The 13,718-nt window shown below is 40.4% G+C and carries 9 protein-coding genes and 1 pseudogene; 9 read left to right on the plus strand and 1 reads right to left on the minus strand.

Annotated elements, in window-relative coordinates; translation table 11 throughout:
• From AB5062_RS21870 to AB5062_RS21900, 7 genes and pseudogenes are all read left to right on the plus strand, one after another.
• Positions 1 to 257, plus strand: a pseudogene (locus AB5062_RS21870) (beta-hexosaminidase); the annotation flags it as partial.
• Between the two features lie 8 nt (positions 258 to 265).
• On the plus strand, positions 266 to 3,325 hold the full coding sequence (locus AB5062_RS21875) for a glycoside hydrolase family 2 TIM barrel-domain containing protein (RefSeq protein ID WP_005840275.1): 3,060 nt from the start codon (positions 266 to 268) through the stop codon (positions 3,323 to 3,325).
• A 17-nt stretch (positions 3,326 to 3,342) separates the two neighbouring features.
• Positions 3,343 to 5,202 carry an alpha-L-fucosidase gene (locus AB5062_RS21880; RefSeq protein WP_005840273.1) on the plus strand — a complete coding sequence of 620 codons (1,860 nt, stop codon included), beginning with the start codon at positions 3,343 to 3,345 and terminating at the stop codon, positions 5,200 to 5,202.
• A 246-nt stretch (positions 5,203 to 5,448) separates the two neighbouring features.
• Positions 5,449 to 7,845 carry a hypothetical protein gene (locus tag AB5062_RS21885; RefSeq protein WP_032953087.1) on the plus strand — a complete coding sequence of 799 codons (2,397 nt, stop codon included), beginning with the start codon at positions 5,449 to 5,451 and terminating at the stop codon, positions 7,843 to 7,845.
• Between the two features lie 328 nt (positions 7,846 to 8,173).
• Positions 8,174 to 8,950 carry a phosphatase PAP2 family protein gene (locus AB5062_RS21890; protein ID WP_005840261.1) on the plus strand — a complete coding sequence of 259 codons (777 nt, stop codon included), beginning with the start codon at positions 8,174 to 8,176 and terminating at the stop codon, positions 8,948 to 8,950.
• A gap of 238 nt (positions 8,951 to 9,188) precedes the next feature.
• Positions 9,189 to 10,334: an OprO/OprP family phosphate-selective porin gene (locus AB5062_RS21895; RefSeq protein WP_022508184.1), complete on the plus strand. Its 1,146-nt coding sequence runs from the start codon at positions 9,189 to 9,191 to the stop codon at positions 10,332 to 10,334.
• A gap of 193 nt (positions 10,335 to 10,527) precedes the next feature.
• Positions 10,528 to 11,763 (plus strand): anaerobic sulfatase-maturation protein, encoded by a 1,236-nt coding sequence (locus tag AB5062_RS21900; RefSeq protein ID WP_005850852.1) that lies wholly within the window; start codon positions 10,528 to 10,530, stop codon positions 11,761 to 11,763.
• Between the two features lie 178 nt (positions 11,764 to 11,941).
• Here the strand turns inward: AB5062_RS21900 and rpmH are convergent, their stop codons facing one another.
• Positions 11,942 to 12,097 carry a 50S ribosomal protein L34 gene (gene rpmH, locus AB5062_RS21905; RefSeq protein ID WP_005840676.1) on the minus strand — a complete coding sequence of 52 codons (156 nt, stop codon included), beginning with the start codon at positions 12,095 to 12,097 and terminating at the stop codon, positions 11,942 to 11,944.
• 202 nt (positions 12,098 to 12,299) lie between these two features.
• Here rpmH and efp point away from each other — a divergent pair, with 202 nt between their 5' ends.
• Both efp and AB5062_RS21915 read left to right on the plus strand, forming a co-directional pair.
• A complete protein-coding gene (gene efp / locus AB5062_RS21910; protein ID WP_005840678.1) occupies positions 12,300 to 12,866 on the plus strand; it encodes an elongation factor P in 567 nt (188 codons plus the stop codon).
• A 101-nt stretch (positions 12,867 to 12,967) separates the two neighbouring features.
• Positions 12,968 to 13,718: glycosyltransferase family 2 protein (locus AB5062_RS21915; protein ID WP_368331273.1), on the plus strand; the 751-nt coding region annotated here is incomplete at its 3' end.

The following is a 13,718-nucleotide window of genomic DNA, read 5'->3' on the forward strand; positions in this document are numbered from 1 at the left end:
CAGCCCATAAACCGGCAGATATTGAAGTGTGGGTTTCAAATGATAATCGGGATTATCGTAAAGTATCCGGTAAACAGTTCACGGATGGAGAGATTTTCCGTGAAGGGACTTTCAAAGAGGATGTGGTACTTGATTTGAATAAGGAAATTGGCCGTTATGTGCGGATTATTGCTAAAGGAGCCGGAGAGTGTCCTGCAACCCATGTACGCCCCGGACAAGAGGCAAGGATTTATTTTGATGAGGTAATGATAGAATAAATAGATATATGAGAAATACATTATTATATTTTTTGGCTGCTCTGGTTATATTTCCAGTAATGGCGCAACAACAACCCGAATGGCAGAGCCAATATGCTGTCGGACTGAACAAACTGGCCCCTCATACTTATGTGTGGCCTTATCAAACCGTATCTGATATCCGTAACGGAGATTATGAATCTTCTCCTTATTACATGAGTCTGAACGGTAGTTGGAAATTCCATTGGGTAAAGAATCCCGATAACCGTCCGAAGGATTTTTATAAACCGGAGTTTTATACAGGAGGATGGGCGGATATTCAGGTTCCCGGCAATTGGGAACGTCAAGGATATGGAACAGCTATTTATGTAAACGAAACCTATGAGTTCGATGACAAACTGTTCCATTTTAAAAAGAATCCGCCTTTAGTTCCATATAAAGAGAATGAAGTCGGTTCCTACAGACGTACCTTTACAATTCCTGCCGATTGGGAAGACCGCCGTGTGGTTATCTGTTGTGAAGGAGTGATTTCTTTTTACTATATTTGGGTGAACGGACATCTGTTGGGCTATAATCAAGGTTCAAAGACACCAGCCGAATGGGATATCACTGATAAATTGAAGAAAGGTGAGAATACGGTGGCATTGGAGGTTTACCGTTGGAGTGCCGGATCGTATTTGGAGTGCCAGGATATGTGGCGGTTGAGTGGTATTGAACGTGATGTGTATCTTTACAGCACTCCTAAACAGTATATAGCCGATTACAAAGTAACCTCTTCTTTAGACAAACAACAATATAAAGAAGGTATTTTCGGTTTGGAAGCTACCATTGAAGGACCTTCTACTTCCATGACTACCTTTGCTTACCGACTGGAAGATAAAACCGGTAAGGCGGTTCTGCAAGGTGAATATCCTATCAAATCGAAGGGATTGAGCCATTTCTTGAAGTTGGATGAACAAAGTTTGCCGGATGTGGAAGTCTGGAGTGCTGAGCATCCGAATCTTTATACGCTGATCCTGGAATTGAAAGATGTAACAGGTAAAGTAACGGAACTTACCGGATGTGAAGTAGGTTTCCGCACTTCGGAAATTAAGGACGGACGTTTTTGCATCAATGGTGTGCCGGTCTTGGTAAAGGGAACGAACCGTCATGAACATTCCCAATTAGGACGGACTGTAAGCAAGGAACTGATGGAAAAAGATATCAAATTGATGAAACAGCATAATATCAATACGGTTCGCAATTCGCACTATCCTACCCATCCTTATTGGTATCAGCTTTGTGATCGTTATGGACTTTATATGATAGATGAAGCTAATATTGAATCACATGGCATGGGGTATGGACCTGCTTCATTGGCCAAAGATTCCACTTGGTTGCCTGCCCACATGGATCGTACCCAACGTATGTATGAGCGTTCCAAGAATCATCCGGCTATCGTCATCTGGTCATTGGGGAATGAAGCCGGAAACGGTATTAACTTCGAACGTACATATGACTGGATGAAGTCAGTGGAGAAAAGTCGTCCTGTACAATATGAACGGGCCGAACAGAATTATAATACCGATATCTATTGCCGTATGTATCGCAGCGTGGAAGAACTCATGGCCTATGCCCGCCAGACAGAACCTAAAGTCTATCGTCCTTTCATCATGACAGAGTATCTGCATACTATGGGTAATAGTGGCGGAGGATTAAAGGAATATATGCATGTATTCGAAACCGAACCGATTGTTCAGGGAGGTTGTATCTGGGATTGGGTGGATCAATCTTTCCGCGAGATAGATAAGGATGGTAAATGGTATTGGAGTTATGGTGGGGATTATGGTCCGAAGGATGTGCCCAGCTTTGGCAATTTCTGTTGTAACGGGTTGGTCAATGCAGCCCGCGAACCGCATCCGCATCTCATTGAAGTGAAGAAGGAGTATCAATATATCAAATCGGCACTGACCGATCCTAAGAAGCTGACAGTGGAAGTCAAGAACTGGTATGACTTTACCAATTTGAATGCCTATACGTTGCACTGGCAGGTCATGGGGGATGATGGGAAAGTGATAGCAGAAGGAACTCGAAAAGCAGACTGTGCCCCTCATGAGGCTGTAACATTCTCTTTGGGTGCTGTAAAGTTGCCTTCTACGATTCGTGAGGCTTATTTGAATCTGTCTTGGACGCCTGATAAGGCAACTCCCTTTATTGGAACTCATGACGAAGTGGCCTATGACCAGTTTGTACTGTCTGCCAACAAAGGGTATCGTGCGCCGGAAATCAAATTGGCTGATAAGGTGAAGATAGATATTGATCCTGCAACCGGCGCTTTACGCTCTTATATATATAAAGGTAAAGAGATGCTTTCATCTCCTGTAGTTCTCAGCCTTTATCGTCCTGTTACGGACAATGACAGCAGGGAAAAAACAGGAGGAGCCAAAGTTTGGAGGAAAGAAGGTTTGGATAATATGATTCAAAAAGCTACTTTTGTCAAAGCATCTGAAACAGGTGGTAAAGCGGAAGTAGAATTATGGAATGCTAAAGGCGTAAAGTTGGGAATGGCTACCTTTGTATATACTTTGCAGAGCAATGGTGCATTAAAAGTAAAGACAACTTTCCTGCCGGATACTTCTGCTGTTACTTCATTGGCTAGAGTGGGCCTGGCATTTGAAATGCCGTATGCCTATAACAAGGTTTCTTATTTGGGACGTGGTGAACATGAAACTTATATAGACCGTAATCAGTCTGGATGTATTGGAATTTACCATACAGATGCAGAACGTATGTTCCATTATTATGTGAAGCCCCAGGCTACAGGAAACCGTACGGATGTGCGTTGGATGGAATTGGCGGATGAGGCAGGAGAAGGTTTGTCTTTCCGTTCGGATAAAGTGTTTCAGTTCAGTGTTATTCCATTTACGGATTCTAATGTAGATAAAGCTACTCATATTAATAAACTTGAGAGAACAGGGATTATAAATGTTCACTTAGATGCGGAACAGTCGGGGGTAGGTACTGCGACTTGTGGTCCGGGGGTATTGCCGCCATATCGTGTTCCGGTGGAGAAGCATACGTTTGAGTTTATGATTCGTCCATTAAAATAACCTAGTAATAAAGAAAAATGAGAAAAACGATTCTAACCGCAGCCTTACTTTGTGCTTTTCTGGGAACTCAGGCACAGGAGTATTATGAGAAACACGTAGCTTTTCCGGCAGGAGCGACTACGGAACAGAAGATAGATATGGCTTCCCGTTTGGTGCCTACACCGCAACAGTTGGCATGGCAACAAATGGAATTCACTTGTTTCCTTCATTTTGGTATTAATACCTTTACAGGCCGTGAATGGGGAGATGGTAAAGAAGATCCGGCCATTTTCAATCCTACCGAATTGGATTGTGAACAATGGGTAAGAGCTCTGAAGGAAGGTGGCTTCAAAATGGCTATCATTACTGCCAAGCATCATGATGGTTTCTGTTTGTGGCCTACCCGGACAACCAAGCATTCTGTTGCTTCTTCTCCATGGAAAAACGGAAAAGGGGATGTGGTACAGGAACTCCGCAAAGCTTGTGACAAGTATGGATTGAAATTCGGAGTCTATCTTTCTCCTTGGGATCGTAATGCGGAATGTTACGGACAAGGAGAAGCTTATAATAAGTTTTTCATCGAACAGCTGACTGAACTGCTTACCAATTACGGAGAAGTGCATGAGGTATGGTTTGATGGAGCTAACGGCGAAGGACCTAACGGAAAGAAGCAGGAATATGATTGGGACGCTATTTTGAAGACTATCCGTCGTCTTCAACCTAAGGCAGTTACCGCTATCATGGGCGATGATGTGCGTTGGGTAGGTAATGAAGGTGGATTGGGACGTACCACGGAATGGAGTGCAACGGCTTTGATGCCTAATTCTTATCCGGGTTCTGATGAAGTCTATAAGAGATTGGGCATAAATGCTATGTCCAAGGATTTGGGAAGCCGTGAATTGGTATCTAAAGCATCGGATTTGTTCTGGTATCCTTCTGAAGTTGATGTTTCTATCCGTCCGGGATGGTTCTATCATGCCGAACAGGATAATCAAGTTCGTTCACTTGCCAACTTGGTGAATATTTATTATCGTTCTGTGGGTTGTAACTCTGTTTTGTTGCTGAATATTCCACCCGATAAACGTGGTTTGATGCACGAGAATGATGTGAAACGTATCAAGGAGTTGACGGAATATATAAAAAAGACCTTTGCCGATAATAAAGTTGAGAAGGGAAATAGGATATGGACAGCCAAAGTAGGAGATACGAAAGAATATAAGGTGAGGAAGAATACACTTGTTAATACTTTCTTAATTCAGGAGGATATTACAAAAGGCCAGCGTGTGGAAGGTTTTACAGTAGAAGTGTTCGCCAATGGCGCATGGCATCATGTGGGTGAGGGAACTACGGTGGGATATAAACGGTTGTTGCCTTTCTCGGATAGTCATGCCGAAAAGGTTAGAGTGACAATTACGGGTGCTCGTGGAACCGTCAATATCAGTAACATAGGCTTGTATTATGCTGAACCATTGGTTGATAAAACGATGAAAGTAACCTTGAGTGATGTCCCGGTGGATGGTTGGAAAACAGTGGGCATGGATGCAGCCGCAGCCATCGATGGAAAACAGGAAACTGTTTGGAAAACCGAAACTTTAACTCCCTTGGTGGTTGATATGGGTAAAGAAGTGGAAATAGCCGGTTTCAGTTATGCTCCTGCACAGGAGGAGGATCTGACTGGCACTATCTATAAATACAACTTTTATGTCAGCCGGGATGGTAAGGATTGGATGAAGTGTGACGCTACAGGTGAATTCAGTAATATCATGCATAATCCTGTTCCTTATTTTGTACGTTTCGGAAAGACTTATCCAGCCCGTTATTTTAAACTGGAGCCTGTTACCGAAATAAATAACAAAGCAGTAACTGCTGTCGGTGAGATAGGAGTATTGTTGAAATAAATCAGGTTAATATATTTTTTTATTTTAGGAGAAGTTATGTCAAAAGTCGGGTGAGAGAATCATCTGGGTTTTGACGTAACTTCTTTTGTATATGGAGGGCATATTAAGGAATTAGCTAATAATCTGTTAAGAGCTTTCCGGATTTTGAGAAAACGTATTATATTTGCATAAGCATAACAGATATTCAACTTTTTGATTAATTGTAGAAAGCCTTTGTTTAATCGATATCACTTAAATGAGTAAAATATGAAAAAAAGCTTGTACTTTCTTTTTATATTAGCCTTGTTCTGTTTGACAGGCTGCAAGGATACACTTGTTCCGAAACCTATAAAGCTCACTTGCAATATCAATACATTTGACGCTCCTATATCATGTATCAGCCGTTCGACAGCAGATGCGGATAAACTTTATATTGGTCAGGAAGACGGTTGTATCATAGAAAAAGTGAACAATAATTGCCAGACCTATTCCATTAATAGCAACCGGCGTATATATGATATATTGGAATATAGTGAAGATTCTCTGTTTGTGGGAACAAGAGATGCCGGTTTGAAACTATTGGCTAAATCCTCTCGGCAGACCCAGACTTACTACATAAAAAATAAGAGGATGAATTATTCGGTATATAGTATGGCTTTGGATGATGACAAACAGTGTTTGTATGTGGGGACTAGTAATGGACTGTTTAGATTGAATTTGAAAGATGGTTCCACATCTCATGAACTCACTCCCATTCAACTAGGGAAATGTAGTAAAAACTGTGGGGTGAATAAGGTTGTGATAAAGGAAAAAAAACTATATGTGGCTAGTGAACAGGGGTTGTTTGTTGTCCGTAATCTTGAAAAGGACTTTAAACGACCTGTTATAGATTCTCTGGTTACCAATGTCAGTGTTTATAATGATACAGTATATGCTTTGTTGGAAAATTCGGTTTTTAAGATATCTCCCGATGGAAAAAAGACGCTTGTACGCAAAGGACGGTGTTACTTGTATGCTCAAGGACCCGACAAGGATGAATGGTTTATCAGTGCTAATTCTATACTTTATGTCAAAGACGGTTGCACTTTAGAATATGATTTGCCGAATGGTATCAGTACTATCGCCAGGCAGATAGGCTTTATGGGGAAAGATTTTCTGCATCTGGCATGCAGAGAGGCTATGCTTTCTTTTGCCTTGCGACAGAACTCGGCAGATTTAGACAATAATGTATTGGCAGTTAGTGATAAAAGGACGGGAGACTCCATTTTCTTTATTACCGATGATCTTCGTTTACATCTGTATAAGTTTGTCTATAATCATCCGGAATTCAAATCAAAGTCTTTAGGAAAGATTGAAGGCTTGGATATTGTGGGTAATGATATTATAAAATTTTTGGAAACCAGTCCTAATACTTTCTTTCTTGCTACGCGTAAGAAACTTTATAAGATTAAAGGCAATAGAGCGGAGTGTCTTTTGCAGTTCAGTAACACGAAAGGGCAGAATAATATCACTTCTCTTTATTATTCCACCGCGGAACATTGTCTTTATGTGGGTACTAGGGAATATTTAGGTATTATAGATGAACAGCAGGACCATATTGTAACTCCTATTCCGGTTGTGTCAGATAAAGGGGTGAAAGATACTATCGACGCTTATATTACCGGAATTTGTGAGAATGAGGATAGTATTTATGTAACGACCTTGAACAAAGGATTGTATGGAAGACCTTTAAACAGGCCGCAGGAATCTTTTTGGCAGATACGTGATTTATCAGGGTATGAGAGTGTTTATGGTGTGATAATGAATGGTAGAAATAAATACTTGAATACCTCGTTGGGAATCGTTAATGAAGAAAATGCGACCTTGTTGCCAGTGAAACATGTGAAATCAATATCGGGAGCTCTTGAAAAGAATCCTAATGAGGGCTTTTTCATACTCTATTATTATGGTATGAGTTTTAAGGGATTGGATGATGCCGGTGTTCCAGAACCATTATTCTGCGATTTGGCTTTTAGCAAGCCTTGTATTGCCGTCAATGGACGGAAAGCGGTTTTGGGATGTAAGTCAGGATTATTCCTTTTTGATGGTAAATCAGGCTTGCTTCCTATCTCGATAGAAAAAGAAGAGATGTCCTATGCGCTGTATATCATCCTGTCAATAGCGGTGCTGCTATCGGCTTTTCTTGCTCTTTTCCTTTTGAAAAGACGGAAAAAAGGAACTCGGAAAGCGCTGATGGATAAAAAAGGGATAAATCCGGATGATGTCGGGATGAATTGGGAGGAACTGGAAATGGACGTTCATAAGGTTGACAAAAAAGTCAAGACCCTGTTTGATGCCTTGGGATACAGAAAAACAGAGGGAGAGGATGATATGCGTCAGGAACTGAAACAGGTGTGTTTGGATTTTGCTGACAAATATCCTGAATTGGGTAAATTATCCTTTATGAAACGAAGGGGAAAAGAAAGGTATTTTATAACGATACTTCTGATGATAGAAGATATTGATGCTGCTATTATTTCAAGAGTGCTGGATGTGGATCAGGCAACGGTAACAAGACATAAGTATAATGTAAGGAAAGAAATAGAACAACTTTATCCTGATGGGGAGTTTGATTGTAAAGTCATCAATCTGCTTTATGACCGTATCAATTCAAGAAGAAAATAAGTTCATCTTTAGAGTTATCTCAATTTATTGTATTTCGTAGAGCCGGCTTCGTGTATCTGTTTTGTTATGAGGAATGGCTTTTTTGCCGGAAGTGCTGAAACACTTCCGGCTCTCCTTTTTTCCTCCTTTTCTCTTCTAGGATGTTTTGGTCATATAAAAGGAGGAAACGGGATTAAAAAGGTATTTTCGGGATAATTTCAAACACTACTTTTGTTTCCGTCAGATGCGGACACTCTGATTGTTTGTCGTACGTTCCGTAGATGATTAAAATGTTTTTCGAAAAACCAATTGAATTTTATTAATTAACCGTTTAAACTAAACTTTTATCATGAAAACAAAGTTTGCCTTACTTCTAGTGTTTTGTGCCATTTCATTAAACATTTTTGCACAAGAGAAAAAAATAAAGGATAGAAGAACCAATCCCGAACTTTATTATTTGGAAGAATCGGAGGTTGCCAATAGTCTGGAGTTACTGCCTCCTCCTCCTGAAGCAGGAAGTATTTTGTTCTTGTATGACAAAGCCCGTTACGACTGGGGGAAATTGCAAAGGGATACTCCTAGGGGTGAACAAGCTGTCAGTGATGCCCGTGTAAATGGTGATGGCGTTCCCTTTGCCTTTTCGGAGGCTTTTGGTATTGAAATAACGAGGGATAAAACGCCGGAACTGTATAGGCTCATTATTAATATGAGAGAGGATGCCGGAGATTTGGCTACCCGTCATGCTAAAGAGTATTATATGCGTGTACGTCCTTTTAGTTTTTTCAATGAAATGACTTGTAATCCCGAACAGCAGGAAGAACTTTCAACGAACGGTTCCTATCCTTCGGGACATACAGCCATAGGATGGGCTACTGCCCTTGTTTTGGCAGAAATCAATCCTGACAGGCAGAATGAGATTCTGAAAAGAGGATTTGAAATGGGACAGAGTCGTGTTATTTGTGGGTATCATTTCCAAAGTGATGTAGATGCTGCCCGAATTGTGGCTAGTGCTGTTGTTGCCCGTCTCCATGCCAACGATGCTTTTGTGAAACAGCTTAATAAGGCGAAAGATGAGTTCTCCAAGCTGCAAAAAGCAGGACTCATTCAGTCTGTTTCCAAAAAATAATTCCCTATAACTTAACCATAAACCGTAACTATTTAATGTAATGTTTTTCTTAGATGAACCGGACAAGAGTATTTGCTGAGCCTAAAAGCATGACTATTGATCGGATGCTGATGGGAGGAGGAGTCTGACTGATTGCTTTCATTGTGTGGTCTTACAGATTCTTCACTGCCCTCAGTATGATAAAAATCAGAGACAGACTGACAGGATACTTGGATGGTTACCATTAAAACTGTATATTATGAAAAATCTTATATCATTAGGAGTTTTTCTCCTGATATTGCTCTCCGTACAGGTAAATGCACAGGAACAATCAGTTTTGAAAATACGTCCTACAGGACGAATCTTGATGGATGGAGGCTTGTTTCATTCAGATAATAAAAACTTTGTAGATGGTGTAGCGATTCCTGATGCCCGGATAGGTGTAAAAGCAACCTATGGAAAATATAAAGCGAAAGTGGATATAGGCTATGCGTATGGAAAGGTCAGTTTAAAAGACATATTTGTAGAAAGACAATTTTCCTCACATGCGTTATTACGTGTAGGGAATTTTGTACATCAGTTCGGGCTTCAAAGTTCTACTAGTTCGTCTATGAAAGTAACCATGGAGGAGCCGGCAAGTAATGAGGCTTTTTTCAACAGCCGGCTGATGGGGGCTATGTTTGTGTATGACAAAAATGATTTTTTCGGTACAGCTAGTGTTCATGTGGAGAGCGAGGCTCTTAAGAAGAAATCCAATGAATTGGGTAAAATGGGTTATGGTGCTATGAGCCGCCTGGTCTATCGTCCTTTACATGATACAGGGAGATTGTTTCAGTTGGGTATTTCCGGTGCTTACGAAACACCTAGATACAATAGCGAATCTACACTTAACCATACTAGCTTTGACTTGGGGGCTAATTTCCCGACGCGTATTGCAAAAGTCAGAGCTGTGAATGCCTTGATTCCGGATGCAAAGAACCTGATAAAATTTACACCGGAGATGATAGCAGGATATGGTCCTGTGGCATTGGAAGCACAATATTATTATCTTCAAGTGAACCGGAAAAAGGATTTTAAGAATTATAAAGCGAGTGGTATGTATGGAATACTGAGAGGTTTGCTGATAGGTGGTAATTATAGATATTCACATACGGATTGTGGTATTGCCACTCCGGACTCTGGTTCGTTGGAATGCGTATTCGGATATAACTATACTGATATGTCGGATACCCGGTCCCATATTTATGGCGGGCGTTTGAACGATGTCTCTTTTACTGTCAATTATTATATCAATAAGTATATGATATGGAGATTCCGGTACTCTTATACTAAGATAACGGATAGAGTGGGATTTGAAAATCAGTCATTAAGTGCGTTTCAGACACGTTTTCAAGTGATATTTTAAATAGAGGGTCAGAGTTTCATTTTGTTTCAAGAGTTTGAAGCAAGGTGGAACTCTTATATTTGAAACAGATTGGGTGGCAAGAAGAATGTCCTTTTGGGGGTAGAGGGTAGCATAAACCTGTTACTGTAAGAACGAATATTGAAAAATAGCTTTATCTTTGTATTCTTTATACTAGGAATTAAATGAAAAACAAATGAAAGAAGCAACCATAACTCCTTTTGCAAAGCCGCTATATATAATGACCAAACCTGTAGGTGCGGTTTGTAATCTGGCCTGTGATTATTGTTACTATTTGGAAAAATCCAAGTTATATGAGGAACAGCCGCGTCATGTGATGAGCGATGAATTACTGGAGAAATTTATTAAAGAATATATTCAGTCGCAAACCATGCCGCAAGTTTTGTTTACCTGGCATGGGGGAGAAACTTTGATGCGTCCTTTAGTTTTTTATAAGAAAGCCTTGGAACTTCAGAAAAAATATGCAGGTGGTAGAACCATTGATAATTGCATTCAGACAAATGGCACATTGCTGACAGATGAATGGTGTGAATTCTTCCGTGAGAATAATTTTTTGGTAGGCATTTCTATAGACGGTCCTCAGGAATTTCACGATGAATACCGGAAGAACAAGATGGGACAACCTTCTTTCTATAAGGTAATGAAAGGGATTAACCTGTTGAAAAAGCATGGAGTGGAATGGAATGCCATGGCAGTGGTCAATGACTATAATGCAGATTATCCGTTGGACTTCTATCGTTTCTTTCGTGACGAACTTGATTGTCATTATATACAGTTTACTCCCATTGTCGAGCGACTGTCTAGCCGTGCGGACGGTCTTCGGCTTTCTTCATTAAAGCAAAAAGACGGTGAACTGGCTCCTTTCTCCATTACTCCCGAGCAGTGGGGGAATTTCCTTTGTACTATTTTCGACGAATGGGTACTGAATGACGTGGGCAATTACTATATTCAGTTGTTTGATTCTACGCTGGCCAATTGGGTGGGACAGCAGCCAGGCGTTTGTTCATTAGCTAAATATTGTGGACATGCAGCCGTGATGGAATTCAACGGTGATGTGTATGCTTGCGATCATTTTGTCTTTCCTGAGTATAAATTGGGAAATATTTATCAGAAGACTTTGGTGGAGATGATGTATGGTAAAGAACAGGAAACTTTTGGTGTGATGAAGCACAATAGTCTGCCACAGCAGTGCCTGAACTGTTCTTATGAGTTTGCCTGTCATGGGGAATGTCCGAAGAATCGTTTTATGTTAAGTAAAGACGGTGAACCGGGATTGAATTACTTGTGTAAGGGATATTATCAATTCTTTGACCACGTAGCACCCTATATGGATTTTATGAAGAAGGAATATCTGGCGGAACGCGCTCCGGCTAATGTGATGGAGTGGGCGAGAGAAAGGAGAAATAAATAGACTGTTTTCAGTAAGCCGACTGTATGGAACAAGCAAGTCAACTTACCTGGTCGTTTCAGTTGACTTATTTGATCATTTAAGTTAAGTTACTTTTTCATGGCTGTTCGGCTTAGTTGGAAAAATAAAAGGAGCAAAGTCTCTACGACTTCACTCCTTTTATTTTTTCCGGTCAGATGAATTATTTTCCGTTGTATTCATCAGATACAGTTAATTTCTTACGACCTTTTGCACGACGGCTGGCTAATACGCGACGACCGTTAGCAGTTGCCATTCTTTCACGGAATCCATGTTTGTTTTTTCTCTTTCTGTTAGAGGGTTGGAACGTTCTTTTCATTGTATATACTTATTTTATGTTATTATTCACCATGAGTAACGGGCTGCAAAATTAGTGACTTTTTTGAAATAAACAAAGAGATAACTCATTTTTAGTGATTTCTTTTTGCGTTTTTTCTTGATTTACATTACTTTTGCACTCGAAATCACAGCTATAAGTGAATATAATCTGAAATAATAATCAAATATAAGCGAAGAAAAGTATGATTAATGCTCAAGACATTAAAATCGGAACAGCTATCCGTATGGACGGCAAATTGTATTTCTGTATTGACTTCCTGCATGTAAAACCGGGAAAAGGTAACACATTCATGCGTACTAAATTGAAAGATGTGGTTAATGGTTACGTTTTGGAACGTCGTTTCAACATCGGTGAAAAATTGGAAGATGTACGTGTGGAACGTCGTCCACACCAATATTTGTATATGGAAGGTGCAGACTATATTTTTATGAATCAGGAAACATTCGACCAAATTCCTATTGCTCATGACTTGATTAACGGAGTAGACTTCCTGTTGGAAGGAATGGTGGTGGATGTGGTTTCTGATGCTTCTACAGAAACAGTATTGTTTGCTGATGTTCCGGTAAAAGTGCAGATGAAAATTACTTATACCGAACCGGGTCTGAAAGGGGATACGGCTACCAATACGTTGAAACCTGCTACAGTGGAATCGGGTGCTACCGTGCGTGTTCCTTTATTCATTAATGAAGGTGAAACAATTGAAATTGATACTCGTGACGGTTCATATGTAGGCCGTGTGAAAGCATAATCTATTTATATATGCATATAAAAAGGCGGAACTTGTTGCAAGCTCCGCCTTTTTTATGTTTCTTTGTACTTCTCTGTGATGGATAAAATCAAAATAAAGCAATGAGATATTCTTTTATTATACCGGTTTATAATCGTCCTGAAGAGGTGGATGAGTTATTGAACAGTCTTACAAGGCAGACGAATAAGAATTTTGAAGTCCTGATAGTGGAGGATGGTTCATCTGTTCCGTGCAAGGAAGTGGTAGATAATTACGCTGACCGGTTGGATATATGTTATTATTTCAAATCCAATTCCGGTCCCGGGCAGACCCGCAATTATGGAGCGGAACGGGGGCATGGAGAATATCTTATCATATTGGATTCTGATTGCATTTTGCCTGAAGGGTATTTGGCGGCTGTCGAGTCAGAGCTTCAACGGCAGAAGGCAGATGCTTTTGGTGGTCCTGACCGTGCTCATGATTCGTTTACCAATATACAGAAAGCAATAAATTATGCCATGACTTCGTTTTTTACTACCGGAGGTATCCGTGGAGGGAAGAAAAAAATGGATAAATTCTATCCCCGTAGTTTTAATATGGGGGTACGGGCTGAGGTATATAAAGCGTTGGGAGGATTTTCTAAGATGCGTTTTGGAGAAGATATTGATTTCAGTATCCGTATCTTTCAAGGGGGATATGCTTGTCGGTTGTTCCCTGAAGCATGGGTGTGGCACAAGCGTCGTACCGATTTGAAGAAGTTTTTCAAGCAAGTGCATAATTCGGGTATTGCCCGTATCAATCTGTATAAAAAGTATCCTGAATCATTGAAAGTTGTACATTTGTTACCGGCACTTTTTACTATAGGAATTGTAT

Source organism: Phocaeicola sp. RTP21359st1_B8_RTP21360_211022 (genome assembly GCF_040911965.1).
Taxonomy (GTDB): domain Bacteria; phylum Bacteroidota; class Bacteroidia; order Bacteroidales; family Bacteroidaceae; genus Phocaeicola; species Phocaeicola vulgatus.